Origin of the sequence: Amycolatopsis anabasis (assembly GCF_009765355.1) — a bacterium.
In the GTDB taxonomy this organism is placed as follows: domain Bacteria; phylum Actinomycetota; class Actinomycetes; order Mycobacteriales; family Pseudonocardiaceae; genus Amycolatopsis; species Amycolatopsis anabasis.
The window spans coordinates 107765-122323 of the sequence record NZ_VTHK01000004.1 but is presented as its reverse complement, the minus strand read 5'-3'; the positions used below and the strand labels follow the sequence as shown (position 1 = coordinate 122323).

Genomic DNA, 14559 nt, shown 5'->3' with positions numbered 1-14559 from the left:
CGCGGTGCGGGCGAACTCGAGTAGCGAATCGCAGTCAGTCGAACCGATCGCTACCCGGGAGCCGGGACCGCCTCCGGCCGATGCCGCCGAAACCCGGCGGGGCATGTTCGCCTCCCTGCGGGTGCGCAACTACCGGCTGTTCTTCAGCGGCCAGGTGGTCTCCAACATCGGCACCTGGATGCAGCGCATCGCGCAGGACTGGCTGGTGTTCACGCTCAGCGGCAACAGCCCGGTCGCCCTCGGCGTCGCGGTCGCGCTGCAGTTCGCCCCGACCCTGTTCCTCTCGCTGTGGGGCGGGGTGCTCGCCGACCGGGTGGACAAGCGCCGCCTGCTCATCCTGATCCAGTCACTGGTCCTGCTGCTGTCGCTCGCCCTGGGCCTGCTGGACGTGGCCGGCCTGGTGACGCTCTGGCAGGTGTACCTGGTGTGCTTCGCCGCGGGCTGCCTCGCCGCGCTCGAGGTGCCGACGCGGCAGTCGTTCGTCGCCGAGATGGTCGGCCGGGACCAGGTGACGAACGCCGTGGCGCTCAACTCGTCGATCTTCAACATGGCGCGGATCGTGGGCCCGGCCATCGCCGGATTCGCGATCACCCTGGTCGGCACCGGGTGGTTGTTCGTGGCGAACGCGGTCAGCACGCTCGCGGTGATCGCCGGGCTGGTCCTGATGAACCCGGACGAGCTCTTCCGCGGCCCGGCGGTGGCCCGCGCCAAGGGGCAGCTGCGCGAGGGGCTGCGGTACGTGCGCCACCGCGCCGACCTGGTGACCGTGATGGTGCTGGTGTTCTTCGTCAGCACGTTCGGGATCTCGTTCTTCACCTCGCTCCCGATCGTCGCGGCCAACGTGTTCGGCACCAACGCCGACGGCTACGGCCTGCTGTCCACGCTGCTCGCGGTCGGCACGTTCACCGGTGCGCTGCTGGCCGTGCGCCGCGGCGCCCGGGGCGGGCCGAGCGTGCGCGTGCTGCTGATCGCCGCGCTCAGCCTCGGCGCGCTCGAGTTCGGCGCCGCGTTCATGCCGACCTACCTCGCGTTCGGGCTGGCGCTGGTGCCGCTCGGCGTCGCCACGATCACGTTCCTGAACACCGCCAACGCGCTCGTGCAGACCGCGGTGAGCCCGGAGATGCGCGGCCGCGTGATGGGCCTGTACGTGCTGGTGCTGATCGGCGGGAACCCGATCGGCGGCCCGATGACCGGGTGGATGGCCGACGTCTTCGGGGGGCGCTCGCCGTTCTGGATCGGCGGGGTGCTCTCGGTGGCCGCGGCGGTGGTGTGCGCGGTGCTGCTGGCGCGCCGCGGCGGGGTCCGCCTCCCCGCCCGCCCGTCGTTGAGCGGGTTCCGGATCCTGAAGCGCTAACGCCCCAGGAGGGCGGGCAGGACCCGGCCGGTGAAGCCCGGCAGATCGGCCTCGCTCACCGCCTTGCCGTCGGTGGACAGGGTCAGGGCCTGCTCGGAGTTGTCGGCGAGCTTGACGGTCACCGCGTTCTGCTGCACCGAGGCCGGGCGCCCGGCGATCGTCGTGGTGTACGCGCGCGGGGAGAGGTCCTGGGTGTAGGTCGCGTGCACGCCGCGGACCGCGCAGTCGCCCTTGAACTTCGCGTCGGCGGCGCCCACCCCGGTGCCCAGTTCCCGGCTCAGCCGGGTGCACAGCTGCCAGGAGATCATCGGCCACGATCCGTCGACGATCCCGTGGCCGGGCACCGGTTCGGTCTGCCGCGCGGTGATCACCCCGTTCCGGCCGACCGGGGGCAGTCCGGGCCCCGGCGCGGCGGCGGCGGTGAGGACGCCGCGGGCGATCGCGGTCACCTGCTCGTCCAGGCCCTCGTCGGCGCGGTGGTTCGGGTCCTGGCCGATGTCGATGCGCAGCATCGTGCGGATGTCCTCGCTGGCGTTCGGCGGCTGGGCGGCCAGCGGGACGGTCAGCTTCGCGTTGAGCTTCGCCCCGGCGTATTCGAGCTGCCCGGGGCGGCCGTCGACGTCCACCTGCTCGGGTTCCTCCGCCTGCGGGCCCGGCGGTTCCGCGCCGGGGCGGTCCAGCCGGACGAAGACCTCGAGGGTGTCGGTCACCAGGTGGCAGGCGTCGGACTGGGCCTCGCGCAGCGTCTTCCCGCCGAGGATCTCCTCCCAGCGCTTCGGCGGCAGCGCCTGGCACAGCACGTGCCCGGCGGTGCTCTGCGGCAGCGCGGCGATCATCTCGCCGGTCGGCATCGGGACCGGGCGGGGGATCTCGCCGTGCTTCGTCGGCCAGACGGCCGGCAGCCCGCGCGGTGGCGGCGGCTCGATACCGCTCGCGTTCTGGGCCCACAGGTATCCGGCCAGCCCGGAGATGGACGCGGCGAGCAGCACTACGCCCCCGACGATCCCGGCGATCGTCGACGTCTTCATGCCTCGACTGCCCACGGACGGCTCCTCCTTGCGGTCGTGCGAGGACAAGCTAACCGTTTGGATGTCCCGACGAAGTGAGTTTGCCTCAGATTAGGCGGTAGCCGAGGGGAGTCCGGTAACGGGTTCAGGGTCACTCGGTCGAGTGAGAGGTGGGTCTCCGCGCTCGCGGCCTTGCGTCCGATTCTGAGGTTAGGCTAACCTCATACACGTCCGCTTCGTGGTGGGAGCGGCAGTCAGTTCGGGAACGGACGAGGCCCCGCAACCGGGAAGACCCGGGGCGGGGCCTCGTTCACGGATGGCTCCACGGTCGCCGAGACGTGTTCGGCCGTCAAGGTCTTCCCGGCACTTGGCGCAATGCGGGCACCCGATCCAGGCGCATCCCGAAGCTGATCCGGTAGACGTCCAGGATCTCCTCGTCGCTGGTGAGCGTGCGTTCCTCCCGCTCGTCCCCGCAGGTCTCGATCAGGCGGTCGCCCGACAGCGTGATCCGGCCCTGCGGCGTCGGCAGCGAACAGGTCAGGCTCCGGGTGAAATGCGAGTCCGGCGAGGTCGCCTGCCACCAGCAGGTGGGCGCGAAGTCGCGCAACCGCCGCGGCCGGGTCTCGACCAGGTAGACCGGGCGCCCGTCGTGGCGCACCTCCAGGTCCCCGTCCGGGGTGTCCAGCACGAGGAACTCGCCCTCCGGATCGCGCTGCGGCCCGACCGCGTCGAGGCGCAGCGGAAAGCGAGCGAACCGGCCGAAGCCCACGTCCGCGAGCCACGGCTCGTCCAGGTCCACGCGCAGCGTCAGGTGGTCGAACGGCGGGCCCGGCTCGCCGTCGGGGGTGAACACCCGCGCGGACAGGAGGGCCACCTCGAAGCCCAGTTCGGTGAGCAGCCAGGCGAAGGCGCCGTTGAGCTCGTAGCAGAAGCCGCCGCGCCCGCGCCGGACGATCTTGTCGTAGAGGCGCGGCTCGTCGAGTTCGATCGGCTCGCCGAGATGGACGCTCAGGTTCTCGAACGGGACCGCGTCGAGGTGGCGCAGGTGCAGGTCGCGCAGGGCACGGGCGTCGGCGCGCTCGGGACGGCTCGCGCCGATCCGCGCGAGGTAGGCGTCTGGGTCCATGGTTCAGCACGCTGTCATCTCGAGTCAGGTGGAGGTCAAGCGCACCGGAAAACGAATCGGGGCCCTCCCTTGGGAGAGCCCCGATAGGTTTCGACGGTCCGCTGTTTCAGTCGAGCAGCAGGCCGTTGCCGCCCTTGACGGCGTTGTCGAAGCGCCGGGAGATCTCTTCCCAGTTGAAGATGTTCCAGAGCGCCTTGACGTAGTCCGGCTTCACGTTCTTGTAGTCCAGGTAGAACGCGTGCTCCCACACGTCGACCAGCAGAATCGGCACGGTCGGCAGGATCAGGTTGTTGTGGTGGTCGCGCAGCTGCTGGGTGATCAGCGTCTTGCCGATCGGGTCCCAGGAGAGCGCGCCCCAGCCGTTGCCCTGGATCGTGGTGGACACCGCGGTGAACTGGGCCTTGAACTTGTCGAACGAGCCGAACGCCTCGTCGATCGCCGCGGCCAGCTCGCCGGTCGGCTTGTCGCCCCCGTTGGGGGACAGGATCTTCCACCAGACGACGTGGTTCGCGTGCCCGGCCAGGTTGAAGGCCAGCGTGGTCTCCAGGCCGACGATGGAGCCGAAGTCGTTCGCTTCGCGCGCCGCCTCGAGCTTGTCGAGCGTGTCGTTCGCGCCCTTGACGTAGGTCGCGTGGTGCTTGCTGTGGTGGAGCTCGTTGATCTCGCCGGAGATATGCGGAGCGAGTGCGCCGTAGTCGTAGTCGAGATCGGGAAGCTCGTACCGGGCCATTAGCCCTCCTTCTTTTTCGACGCAAGTCTCTTGCGATGTCAAACCTAGTAGCTGCCGAGTCGGCTGGCGAACCGGGTAGCGGTGTCCACACCGGACGTCCGGACGGTGGAACGGCTACCCCGGATCCCGTCGAACTGGCATGTCACGAGCTTGCAAGCTCAAGATAGGTGGAGGTCAAGGTGATGTAAGCGCGCCCACAACGGGTTTGTTCCGGTCCGGATTTCGCCGTAGCAGAAATGCGTTTTCGGCACACCGAATTTGTTTCGCCGTGCTGGCGATCGGGGCCTTTTGTGTCTACTGTGGACGTTCAGGCGGCGCGGTACCGGCCCATGGTCTCGGCGAGTTCGTCGAACACGGCGATATTGCACTCGAAGGCGGCCACCGCCTCGTCGGCGACGCGGCCGCGCTCGGCTTCGTCCCAGGGGGCGGCGTCCAGCAGGTCCCGGTAGCGGGCCCGGAACGCGGGCGCGCTACCGATTCCGTCGAACTGATAGAAGAACACGCCGGGGCCGTCGAGCCGGTATTGCCTGGTGAGCAGCCTGCGGATGACCTGGCCGCCCGCGATGTCGCCGAGGTAGCGGGTGTAGTGGTGTGCCACGTACCCGCCCGCCCACTCCTGGGAGGTCTGGACGATTCGGCGCGCGTAGTCCTCGGTGGCGGGCAGCGGGCGGATCTCGCTCCGCCAGCCGGGGCCGACGAGGAACGCCAGATCCTCGGCGAGCTTGGGTAGCCTGCGCAACTCGTCGAAGACGAAGTCGCGGCCGACCGGGTCGCTTGCCATGGCGTCGCTGACCTGCTCGATCGCCCCGTAGATGAAGTAGTACTGGATCGCGAGCTGGGTGTATCCGGCAAGAGTGAGCTCGCCGCCGAGCAGCGCTTTCATGTAGCGCGATTGCTCGGCCCTTTCGTGCGCGTCCCGGGTGGAGCCACGCAAGGACTTGGAGAACGGGGTCTGGTCGAGCACGAGCTCAGTCATCGGGCGCCCTCCATCGAGCTGACAAGCTGTCATAAAGAGCGTAGGCGAAATCCGGTACTTAGGCTACCCTAAATTCCGGTTTTCCCTGGTTTTTCCTTCGCGCCGACCGCGCGCAGCACGAACCGGACCGCCGTGGCGATCGCGTGTTCCAGCTGGTCCGGGGGTACTTCCACGATGTGCCGGCTGGCGAGCGCGGAGGTGATCATCGGGATCAGCACGTCCGGGTCCTCCGGTGGCAGCCGCCCGGCGCGCATCCCGTCGAGCAGGATCTCGCGGAGCTGGTTCGTGATCGGATCGGCGTGCGCGGCGACCCGCCGGTACGTGTCCGGGGCCAGCGCCGAGGCGAGCGTGCTGCCCGGCGGCAGGTGGTACTCGGCGACCACGGTCAGCTGGAGCCGGACGAAGGTGGCGAGCTTGTCGACCGGATCGTCGACCGCGGCCACCGCCTCGTCCAGGCGGCGCACGTACCGGTTCGCCTCCTCCTCGACGAAGGCGACCAGCAGGCTCTCCTTGTCCGGGAAGTGGTTGTACATCGCGGTGCGGCCGAGTTCGGCCTCCGCCGCGACCCCGGCGAGGGTGATCGCGTCGAAGCCGCGCTCGTACAGCTGGTTGCGCAGTGCCTGGAAGACCCGGTTGCGGACCTGTTCCCGGTGCTCGGTGAGCGACCTGCCGATGATCTTGGGCATGCGAGCACCTCCTGTGCGCATCCTGATGGTGCCAGCGCCGCGGTCGGCAGACCAGCGGGGTGCGCGGATCCGGCGGGCAGGACGAAGGAATTGTCCAGAAAGCGTTCTCTCGGCGCCTGCTTACGCGTCCACCGGCCAGCTGTGCACCGGTTCCTCCGACTGCGCGAGTTCCAGGTAGCGGGCCAGCATTCCGGCCAGCGCGGTCTCCCGGTCGGCGCCGCGTTTCTGCGCCCAGGCCACGGTTTCGCGCTGCCACCAGGAACCGGTGCGGCGGGTCAGGCAGCGCTGCTCGATCACCCCGAGGTAGCGCTCGCGGGCCTCGTCGGTGACCTCGGACATCCGCAGCCCCTCGTGCGCGAGCGGGAGCAGGATCCGCAGGACCAGTTCGTCCGGCGGGATCCAGCCGACGCCCGGCCAGTAGAGCTGCGCGTCGAACCCGTTGCGGGCGCCGGCGTAGAGGTTGTCCTCGGCGGCCTGGAACGACATCTGGGTCCAGAGTGGACGATCCGCCTCGGCCAGCGCCCGCTGCGCGCCGTAGAAGAACGCGGCGTTGGCCACCATGTCGAGCACGGTCGGCCCGGCGGGCAGCACGCGGTTCTCCACCCGGATGTGCGGTTTCCCGTCGACCACGTCGTACACCGGGCGGTTCCAGCGCCAGACCGTGCCGTTGTGCAGGCGCAGTTCGGTCAGCTTCGGGGCCTGACCGGATTCCAGCGCTTCGACCGGATCCTCGTCGTCGGTTTCGGTGAGCAGACCGGGGAAGTACCGGACGTTCTCCTCGAACAGGTCGAAGATCGAGGTGATCCACCGCTCGCCGAACCACACGCGCGGCCGGACGCCCTGGTTCTTCAGCTCCTCCGGCCGGGTGTCGGTGGACTGGAGGAACAACGGGATCCGCGTCTCGTGCCACAACGCCTTGCCGAGCAGGAACGGGGAATTGGCGCCGATCGCGACCTGCACCCCGGCCAGGCACTGCGCCGCGTTCCAGAACGACGCGAACTCCTCGGGCGCCACCTGCAGGTGCAGCTGCATGGACGTGCAGGCGGCCTCGGGCAGTATCGACTCGGCGTAACTGCGCAGCCGCTCGGGTTTCTGGCCCTGCAGCGAGGCGCCTTCCATGGACAGCACGGTGTTTTCGCCGCGGGCGGCGAAGATCTGGTCGTTGAGCACCGAATACCGCGCGTTGTTGGTCAGCCACTTCTGGTCGAAGTGGTCGTGCGTCAGGGTCGGCAGGATGCCGATCATCGCCAGGTTCGCGTCGGCCTCGCCGGCCGCGGTGCCCGCTCCGGTGAGGAAGGACCGCAGATCGTCCTCGAGCTCGAGCACCGAGCGTCCGGCGAGCGGCCGCGGGGGAACGTTGAGTTCGATGTTCTGCTGGCCGAGTTCGGTGGTCCAAGAGGGATCGTCGAGCGCCTCGAGGACCATGGTGTTGGTCATCGACGGGCGCATCGCCTCGTCCACCAGGTTCACCTCGACCTCAAGCCCGATGTGCTTGCGGGGGAAGGAAAAGCTGCCGTCGGACAGCATCCGCGCGAGCGTGTCGAGACACCGCTGGACCTTCCGTCTGTACCGCCCCCTGTCCCGTGGATTGAAGGGATCCGACGAATGGTCCTTGCCCATGACGATCCTGCTCCTCGTCGGCGTCCGCGGGGGCTCGGCGGCGTATTGCCCGGCGGACAACCGTTACACAGCGCAGAGCCGTCGGCTAGCGGCCAAACTGGTGCTGTGCGTTACGTGAGGTTAACTGTAAGCGAGCATACCCCGTTCGTACCAAGGGTTCGAGCACGCCCGGAGCAGCGCGGCGCGCGAAGCGGCGGATGAAAGACTTCCCGGGTGGCACAGCTGATCTTCACCGACGACCCGGCCGATCACCGGCTGGACGATTTCCGGGACCTGTCCGCGGCCGATCGGCGACCCGATCGGCCGGGCGGGCGCGGTCTGGTCATCGCCGAGGGAACCGTGGTCGTCCGCCGGTTGCTCGACTCGCCGTACCCGGTGCGCGCTCTACTGGGGGTAGAACGACGGGTCCGCGATTTGGAGCAGGATCTCGCCGGGCTGGACGTGCCCGCCTACGTGACTTCGGCCGAGACGATGGCCGAGGTCGTCGGGTTCCACCTCAACCGGGGCGTGCTCGCGGTGGCGGACCGGGCGCCGGCGCGGTCCGCGGCCGAACTCGCGGCGGGCGCGCGGGCGCTGGCGGTGCTGGAGGGCGTCGGGGATCACGAGAACCTCGGGGCGCTGTTCCGCAACGCGGCCGCGCTCGGGGTCGACGGGGTGCTGCTCGGCGCGGGCTGCTCGGATCCGCTGTACCGGCGGAGCGTGCGGGTGTCGATGGGGCACGTGCTGCGGGTGCCGTTCGCCCCGCTCGAGCCGTGGCCGTCCGGATTGGACCTGCTGCGCGCGCGGGGCTTCCGGATCGCCGCGCTCACCCCGCGGCCGGGCTCGGCCGAGCTGTGGGCGCTGCGCCGGGCGGGCGACGAGCGGTTCGCCCTGCTGCTGGGGTCGGAGGGGCCGGGCCTGAGCGAGGAGGCCCTGGCCGCGGCCGACCTGACCGTCCGGATCCCGATGGCCGACGGAGTGGACTCACTCAACGTGGCGACCGCCGCCGCCGTGGCGTTCTACGAACTGCGCCGGTCGTGAGTAAATTGGCCGGGGCTTCCGACGGCCGGACGGGAAGGTGCACGGGTGGAATTGCGGGTCCGTGGTGAGCGCGCCGTGCTCGCGGGCGACGACGGGGAACGAGCGCGCGAGATCGATCCGCACAACATCGCCCTCGGCACGGACCTGGCCGACGCGCTGCACGAATGGGCACGGGTGGCCGCGGCGGTGCGGCGCTCGCCCGAGGAAGAGGACGACGGACCGCCGAGCGAGGCGGCATTGGTGGTGTCGCAGCGCGGGCGCCAGCTGGCCGGCCGGGTCGCCGCGGTGATGGGGGTGCCGGTGCAGTACCGGGACCCGGTCACCGACACCGCGGTGGTCGTGCCCCCGCCGCCGCGGACCACCCGGTCCGCGGTCCGGCGGCTGTTCGGCGCGGCGGACCAGGACGAGCCGACGCCGTGGGCCACCGGGCTGGTCGTCGCCGGGTTCGTCGCGGTGGTCGTGGTCATCGCGATGCTCGCGCTGGCGAACACGCTGGCCGCGGAGACGAGCGGCCTGCTCGCGATCGTGGCGGCGGTCGTGGTGACCGCGGGCCTGACGCCGTCCCTGTGGCTGGCGCGGCGGTTGCCGATCGTCCGCTGGCTCGCCCTCGGCGCCGCCGCCGGGATGGCGCTGTCCTGGATCGGCGTCCTCCTGGTCGCGCTGTAGGCCGTTGCCGCACAACCGGATCGGGCGGTCCCGCGTCTGCCGATCATGGTGATCGAATCGAGTGTGCTGTGCGTGCACGCGCATCCGGATGACGAGGCGCTGTTCACCGGCGGGCTGCTGGCCCGCTGCCACGACCAGGGGGTGCGCGCCGGTGTCGTCACGTGCACCTACCAGGAGGGGCACCGGCGGGTCGGCGAACTGCGCCGCTCGCTGGAGATCCTCGGCGCGGGGCCGCCGCGATTGCTCGGTTACCGGGATTCCCGGCCCGCCGCCGAGGGCGCCTTCTGCACCGCGCCGTTCGACGAGGCGGTCGGCCGTCTGGTGGGGCACCTGCGCGAGTTCCGGCCGGACAACGTGGTCACCTACGACGGGTTCGGCACCTACGGGCACATCGACCACATCCGCGCGCACCGGGTGACCCTGGCCGCGGTCGAGGCCGCCGGGTATCCGCAGCTCTACCCGGAAGCGGGACCGGTGTGGCGGCCGAAGGTGCTGTACCAGGTCACCTTCCCCCGCTCGACGGTCGAGCAGACCTGGCGGGAACTGTTCGGCGCCGAGGTGCCGCCGGAGGGGCCGGGCGTGGCGGGGGTCCCCGACGACTGGGTGGACGCGCGGCTCGATGTGCGGCCGTGGCTGGACCGCAAGTGGGAGGCGTTCCGGCAACACGAATCCGAAACCGAACGCGGCGCCGGCCCCGCCCGTTTCCTCGCGCTGCCCGAGGAAACGCGAACACGCCTGCTGGGCACCGAATGGTTCCTGCGCCGGGACCTCACCGGTCAGGCGTCGAAGACGGTGGCGATCGGTTCCTCGTCGTAGGGATCGTCGGGGCGTTTGGTTCGAACGGGCCGCGGTGCGGGTGGCGGTGTGGGGACCGTCGGGACAGGTGCCACGGGTTGGTTCTGGGTTTGGGGTGCCGCCGCGGCGGCCGCGTTGCGGATCGTCGCGGTGATGGTCCGGCCGAGGGTGGCCGCGTCGAGGCGCATGGCCTGGTCGGCCAGGCGCACCTCGGTGACCGCGCCGCCCGGCCCGGTGAGCACGGTGACGGTCCCGTCCGGCGAGATCGTGCTCGCCCCGGCCTGCCCGAGCTTGGCCAGCAACAGTTCGTTCCGCGCCCGCCGCTCCTGAATCTGCCGCAACTGCGCACGCATCTGCTCGATCAGCTCCGGATTGCTCGGCGCCGGCACGATCGCCTCCTCTGCGCTCAACTTGCTTTCCTGACAAAAGTGAGGCCAGTGGTCTGGCCCTGTTCGACGAGTTCGTCCCTGGTCGCGTAGCCGTACGCGTCGGCGGCCTGAATCATCAAGCTCCGGGATATCCCATAGGTGAAGAACCTGACCTTGACGAATTGTGGTCCGTTGAATTCCTGGGTCAGCAATTCGAACCGCCGGGACCTGGGATACAGGCGGATCGAGCTGGCGAAAAGCACTGGAAACAGGGTGGCGCACCCGTAGCAGAAGGCTGCTTCCAGGCCGTGTTGCAGAATTTGATAAGTGATGGCGGCCCCCAGGCTTGCGAGACCGAACACCCCCATCGCGATCCATTGCCAGACTGTGGGGCGGATCTGTCGAAGCCCGGTTCGCGGCGTCGTCAGTCCGTGGCTCGGTGCGGTGCCCTTGCCGACGAGCAGCATCTGATCGGTTTCATCGCCCAGCATCCAGCTGATCCGGCGATCATGCCTGGTGACAATCGCTTCGATGGTGCGCCGGGAAAGCCTTGCTTCCCGGAGGCTGACCCAGATCTGGTCCCCGCTGTTTATCCGGTTCAGCAGCCATTGTTCGCGTTTGGCATCGAGCGTGTTGTCCGGGATGTCGAAAAGCTGCCGCGGAAAGTAGACCGCTCGGGGCTGTTGCCGCAGCCCGATGGCGGGTTGGACGCACTGGAAGAGGAGCAGGCCGGGATACGGCGACTGAACTTCGGCATAGCCCTGCTCGACCGCCATGCGCTGGATGTCGTGCGGTGGCAGCGGCCAGAGCAAGGGGTTGGCGTAAACGAAGGGCTGCCCGTTGAAGTTGCCATAGCGCAATCCGATAGCGACCCCGGAATTGTGTTGGTCCGCCTGCCTTTCTCGAACGCTCCGCAGGCCCAGAACCACGGCGAGGGAGACGGAGGTGGCGGCGATGCCGAAGATGACCAGGACCGCGATCATCCGAGCCTCTTGGTGAATCCCAGATATTTGCGTCCGGATCGCGCCGCGTTGCCGAGCCCGTAGACGTAGCCGAAGGTTCCGGCCATCTGTTCGGTGATCCCCGCGGAAATCCCGTATGTCGGCAACAGGATGCCCACACCCTGGGTACCGTTGAACTCGCGAGCTAGGAGCGCGGCCCTCGCGGAGCGGGGGAGCAAGCGGGGAAAGCTCAGGGCCACGGCGGAGAATACGACCCCCGCGGCCAGGCACGCCAACGCCCATGGCGTGTAGCCCGCGCGAAAGTAGAAGAACGCGGCGACAAAGCCCGCGACGAAGAGGATCACCGCGGACAGGCAGGCGGTGAAGAACGGCCGGAAGGCGCGCAGCCCCAGCGGGCTGGGCAGCGGAAGGATCAGCCGGATCGGTTCTCTGCTGAGCCAGAGGATCTGATCCGTTTCGTCGCTGAACGACCAGGCGACTCGCATTCCGTGCTGTGCAGCGAAGTTCTCGATGTGCCGGCGCGGCAGTTTCGCCTGCCGGACGCTGATCCAGGTCTGGTCATCGCCGCTGATCCGGTTGCGCAGCCAGCGTTCGCGGCTCGGCACCTCCGCGGTGGCGGGGTGATCGAACCACGATTCGGGCGGAATGGGCGGGGATGGTGGCGGCAAGGGGGTGAAGGAACCGGGCCGCACCGCCATGGTGCGGCCGTTCTGGAACGAGAGAATTCCCGGCGCCTGCGGTGGGATTTCGTAATAGCCGTGTTCGGCAGCCACCTGGCGGGTCTCGAAACCGGAATACCCGCGCCCTGCCTCCGGAACATGGACGTAGGTTTGTCCATTGAAATAGGGGCGCAATTCGACCATGGCACGAGTCTTCTGCGGGCTCATCAGCCAAGGCGCCGAACCGCGTCGCATGCCGAGTGCGAAGATCGCCGGAAGAAGCAGCACGATGAGGCCGCCGACCACCACCGGGCCCCACCCGATCGGCTCGCCCTCGTTCATGGAGGCCGCCAGATGCTGGATGCTCATGTTGCTCGGGCACCCTGCTCGACGCGGACGCTTCGCGCGATGGTGACCGATCGTTCCGCGATCAGTGGCCAGCCGTCGCCGGAATCCGCGCTGACGCTCAACAGGATCACCTGCGTTCCATCCGGAGTCGGAATCTGGAATTCGGTGCGGAACACCGGCCGGACGGACTCGCTCAGCTGACCGGTGACCTCGCCGGGCAGGCGATATTCACCCGCCACCACGGCCGCGACCGCGGGCCCGATGGGCAGTCGCACGATCTTCACATCAGACCGCGGGTGCTGTTCCCGGTAGAGCCGCAGGAGCGACTCGACCAGGGCGTCGCGTCGCCCGTCGAGCACCGCGAGGTCCCCGGAGAGCGGGGCGATCGCCATAGACAGGGTCGCGAGGACCGGTTCCTCGTCACCGACCGCGAACTTGCCGAACAGTCGTACGTTGTTCGCGAGCATGCCGTTGACCATTCCGGCGAGGAATTCACCGACCGGTCCGGGTTTCTGTCCGGTTTCGCGTGCGGCTTTCTCGGCGAAATCGGCGACCCGTCGGGCGTTGTCCTGGCCATCTGCGGAAAGCGGCAGGCCGGTGAATCCTGGTGGGACATCGAGGAGAATTCGGGGTGGGTCAACCGTGGTCATAGCGGCTACGTCCATGCCTTGTCTCGAGCGCGTTTCTCCTGGCGTTCAGGCTCAACGTCTTCCTGGTGGCCTTGTTCGAAGGCGTTCCAGAACGCGATCGCCCCACCGGCGGCCGGGTTCACCACGGCACCCAGCCAGGCGCCGTTGGGTCGCCAGTAGTTCTTGAGGTCACCGATCGGCCCTTCGAAGGGGACCTTGTATACGTTTCCGGCTTGTTCCAGTTCGACCTGGCTGGCGAAGATCGTGAACCCGATGACCTTCATGCCTTCCTCGGGCATGCCCGGGATCATGCCCACCACGCCTGCGACCGCGCCGATCCCGTCGTAGACGAGGGTTTCCGTGGCCACGTCGGCGCCGGCCGTCTTCGCCGCCAGGTGACCGGTCAGCGCGCCGAGGCCGCAGACCGTGGAGACCGCGCCGCACACCGTTCCCGCGGGGTCGGGCAGGGCGTCGCCGAGAACTCCGAAGAAGTTGCCGATATCGCCCAGGACGTCGGACATCTTGGCGATGGCGTTCGCGTTGTCCTGGACGAAGTCCCAGACGGCTTCGGTGATGTCGGCGAGTTCGTTGGCGACACCGATCACCATGTCGGTGACCGCGTTGACCATCTCCTCGAGGGCGCCGGGTTCTTCCGGGGCGAGTTCGCGGGCTTTGTCGAGGAGACCGGCGACCTCTTCCGCGAGGTGCGTGTGCTGTTCGTGCAGGCGTTTCGCGGCTTCCTGGAGGGCGGTGCAGGCGTCGATGGCTTGTTGCAGCCGTTCGCTCGCGTGGGTGAGCAGGTTCTGGGCCAGGTTCAGCGACCGCTGGTCGGTGAAGGTCTGGTTCGCCAGGGCGAAATCCGGATTCTGCTGCGCCTGCCGTGCCGCTTCGGCGGCTTCGCGGGCCTTGGTTTCGAGCTCGCGGGCGAAGCGCTGCATCTGGTCGAGATCGGCCTGCCATTTGTCCAGTGCGGCCGCGGCCTGCGTCATCGAGTTCGTGGCGTGATCCAGGTAGTCGGGCAGGTCGCCGACGCGCCGGGCGAAGGCTTCGCTGGCCTCGCCCTGCCACACGCCCTTCTTCTGGACGATGTCCCCGATGGCCTGCTTCGCTTCGGCGAGGTCCCGGCCGACCGTGCGGTACTTGTCGGCCATCTCCTGGACCTTGCCCAGTTCGCCGGGCGCGGGGTCGAAGCCCAGCGCGCGGAAGTCGTGGTCGAGCTCCAGCGCGGTCACCGGCTGCCCCCAAGGATGTCCTGAATGCCGCCGGTCACACCGCCGCCGACCTTGCCATCCGGTTCGCCCGTGTTGGCGAACCGTTCGCCCTGGAACAGGTCGCCGTACTCGGCTTCCAGTTCTTGGTACTTGCCCTTGGCCTGCTTCAGGCGTTCGGTGACGTCCTCGGCCGAGTCGCCGAGTTGTTCGATGCCGTATTCCCAGGCGTCCTCGAACTCGCCGCCCGCTTCGCCCAGCCGGTCGTTGCCCAGTTCGCCGAAGAACCGGCTGCCGCCGAGGCGCTTGTTCGCGTCGGTCATCCGGTCGGCGGCCGTTTCCAGATCGGTGATCAGTTTGCCCAGCTCGTCGATCTGCAGCTGGTAACCGTCCATGATCGCCCCC

General features: G+C 68.9%; 16 protein-coding genes. 4 read left to right on the top strand and 12 right to left on the bottom strand.

Annotated features, from left to right (window positions below; translation table 11 throughout):
- Positions 1-103 precede the first annotated feature (103 nt).
- A complete protein-coding gene (locus tag FXO23_RS06615; protein ID WP_158881866.1) occupies positions 104-1354 on the top strand; it encodes an MFS transporter in 1251 nt (416 codons plus the stop codon).
- On the opposite strand, the gene FXO23_RS06610 is transcribed toward FXO23_RS06615, so the two are convergent.
- The 6 genes from FXO23_RS06610 to FXO23_RS06585 form a co-directional block, all read right to left on the bottom strand.
- Positions 1351-2397, bottom strand: coding sequence for a hypothetical protein (locus FXO23_RS06610; RefSeq protein ID WP_158881864.1), 1047 nt, complete (start codon positions 2395-2397; stop codon positions 1351-1353). The two genes, FXO23_RS06615 and FXO23_RS06610, sit on opposite strands and share 4 nt — an antisense overlap.
- 313 nt (positions 2398-2710) lie before the next feature.
- Positions 2711-3487, bottom strand: coding sequence for an arylamine N-acetyltransferase family protein (locus FXO23_RS06605; protein ID WP_158881862.1), 777 nt, complete (start codon positions 3485-3487; stop codon positions 2711-2713).
- A 106-nt stretch (positions 3488-3593) separates the two neighbouring features.
- Positions 3594-4217, bottom strand: coding sequence for a superoxide dismutase (locus FXO23_RS06600; protein WP_158881860.1), 624 nt, complete (start codon positions 4215-4217; stop codon positions 3594-3596).
- 307 nt (positions 4218-4524) lie between these two features.
- Positions 4525-5193, bottom strand: a complete 669-nt coding sequence (locus FXO23_RS06595) for a biliverdin-producing heme oxygenase (protein ID WP_158881858.1) — start codon at positions 5191-5193, stop codon at positions 4525-4527.
- 68 nt (positions 5194-5261) lie between these two features.
- A complete protein-coding gene (locus tag FXO23_RS06590; RefSeq protein ID WP_158881856.1) occupies positions 5262-5879 on the bottom strand; it encodes a TetR/AcrR family transcriptional regulator in 618 nt (205 codons plus the stop codon).
- A gap of 120 nt (positions 5880-5999) precedes the next feature.
- Positions 6000-7499 carry a glutamate-cysteine ligase family protein gene (locus FXO23_RS06585; RefSeq protein WP_158881854.1) on the bottom strand — a complete coding sequence of 500 codons (1500 nt, stop codon included), beginning with the start codon at positions 7497-7499 and terminating at the stop codon, positions 6000-6002.
- Between the two features lie 213 nt (positions 7500-7712).
- Here FXO23_RS06585 and FXO23_RS06580 point away from each other — a divergent pair, with 213 nt between their 5' ends.
- Genes FXO23_RS06580 through FXO23_RS06570 form a run of 3 tightly spaced genes read left to right on the top strand, consistent with a single transcriptional unit; the run spans position 7713 to position 10001 of the window.
- Positions 7713-8519, top strand: coding sequence for a TrmH family RNA methyltransferase (locus FXO23_RS06580; protein ID WP_158881852.1), 807 nt, complete (start codon positions 7713-7715; stop codon positions 8517-8519).
- 45 nt (positions 8520-8564) lie between these two features.
- Positions 8565-9185, top strand: coding sequence for a DUF2537 domain-containing protein (locus FXO23_RS06575; RefSeq protein ID WP_158881850.1), 621 nt, complete (start codon positions 8565-8567; stop codon positions 9183-9185).
- 45 nt (positions 9186-9230) lie between these two features.
- Positions 9231-10001, top strand: coding sequence for a PIG-L family deacetylase (locus FXO23_RS06570; RefSeq protein ID WP_158881848.1), 771 nt, complete (start codon positions 9231-9233; stop codon positions 9999-10001).
- On the opposite strand, the gene FXO23_RS06565 is transcribed toward FXO23_RS06570, so the two are convergent.
- Genes FXO23_RS06565 through FXO23_RS06540 form a run of 6 tightly spaced genes read right to left on the bottom strand, consistent with a single transcriptional unit; the run spans position 9962 to position 14549 of the window.
- A complete protein-coding gene (locus FXO23_RS06565; RefSeq protein WP_246256993.1) occupies positions 9962-10390 on the bottom strand; it encodes a YbaB/EbfC family DNA-binding protein in 429 nt (142 codons plus the stop codon). The genes FXO23_RS06570 and FXO23_RS06565 overlap by 40 nt on opposite strands.
- Entirely contained in the window at positions 10387-11331 is a 945-nt protein-coding gene (locus FXO23_RS06560) for a hypothetical protein (RefSeq protein ID WP_158881846.1), read from the bottom strand. The genes FXO23_RS06565 and FXO23_RS06560 overlap by 4 nt, the downstream gene beginning before the upstream one ends.
- Positions 11328-12338, bottom strand: coding sequence for a hypothetical protein (locus FXO23_RS06555; RefSeq protein WP_158881844.1), 1011 nt, complete (start codon positions 12336-12338; stop codon positions 11328-11330). Before FXO23_RS06555 ends, FXO23_RS06560 begins: the two co-directional genes overlap by 4 nt.
- Complete coding sequence (locus FXO23_RS06550) at positions 12335-12967, bottom strand: hypothetical protein (protein ID WP_158881842.1); 633 nt, start codon at positions 12965-12967, stop codon at positions 12335-12337. Before FXO23_RS06550 ends, FXO23_RS06555 begins: the two co-directional genes overlap by 4 nt.
- A gap of 5 nt (positions 12968-12972) precedes the next feature.
- Positions 12973-14178 carry a putative T7SS-secreted protein gene (locus FXO23_RS06545; protein WP_246256991.1) on the bottom strand — a complete coding sequence of 402 codons (1206 nt, stop codon included), beginning with the start codon at positions 14176-14178 and terminating at the stop codon, positions 12973-12975.
- Positions 14175-14549, bottom strand: a complete 375-nt coding sequence (locus tag FXO23_RS06540; protein WP_158881840.1) for a hypothetical protein — start codon at positions 14547-14549, stop codon at positions 14175-14177. Before FXO23_RS06540 ends, FXO23_RS06545 begins: the two co-directional genes overlap by 4 nt.
- Positions 14550-14559 lie beyond the last annotated feature (10 nt).

Coding starts and splice junctions, on each gene's coding strand:
- FXO23_RS06615 (WP_158881866.1), top strand. CDS start 104: ATGTTCGCCTCCCTGCGGGTGCGCAACTACCGGCTGTTCTTCAGCGGC.
- FXO23_RS06605 (WP_158881862.1), bottom strand. CDS start 3,487: ATGGACCCAGACGCCTACCTCGCGCGGATCGGCGCGAGCCGTCCCGAG.
- FXO23_RS06600 (WP_158881860.1), bottom strand. CDS start 4,217: ATGGCCCGGTACGAGCTTCCCGATCTCGACTACGACTACGGCGCACTC.
- FXO23_RS06595 (WP_158881858.1), bottom strand. CDS start 5,193: ATGACTGAGCTCGTGCTCGACCAGACCCCGTTCTCCAAGTCCTTGCGT.
- FXO23_RS06590 (WP_158881856.1), bottom strand. CDS start 5,879: ATGCCCAAGATCATCGGCAGGTCGCTCACCGAGCACCGGGAACAGGTC.
- FXO23_RS06585 (WP_158881854.1), bottom strand. CDS start 7,499: ATGGGCAAGGACCATTCGTCGGATCCCTTCAATCCACGGGACAGGGGG.
- FXO23_RS06570 (WP_158881848.1), top strand. CDS start 9,231: ATGGTGATCGAATCGAGTGTGCTGTGCGTGCACGCGCATCCGGATGAC.
- FXO23_RS06560 (WP_158881846.1), bottom strand. CDS start 11,331: ATGATCGCGGTCCTGGTCATCTTCGGCATCGCCGCCACCTCCGTCTCC.
- FXO23_RS06555 (WP_158881844.1), bottom strand. CDS start 12,338: ATGAGCATCCAGCATCTGGCGGCCTCCATGAACGAGGGCGAGCCGATC.
- FXO23_RS06550 (WP_158881842.1), bottom strand. CDS start 12,967: ATGACCACGGTTGACCCACCCCGAATTCTCCTCGATGTCCCACCAGGA.
- FXO23_RS06540 (WP_158881840.1), bottom strand. CDS start 14,549: ATGGACGGTTACCAGCTGCAGATCGACGAGCTGGGCAAACTGATCACC.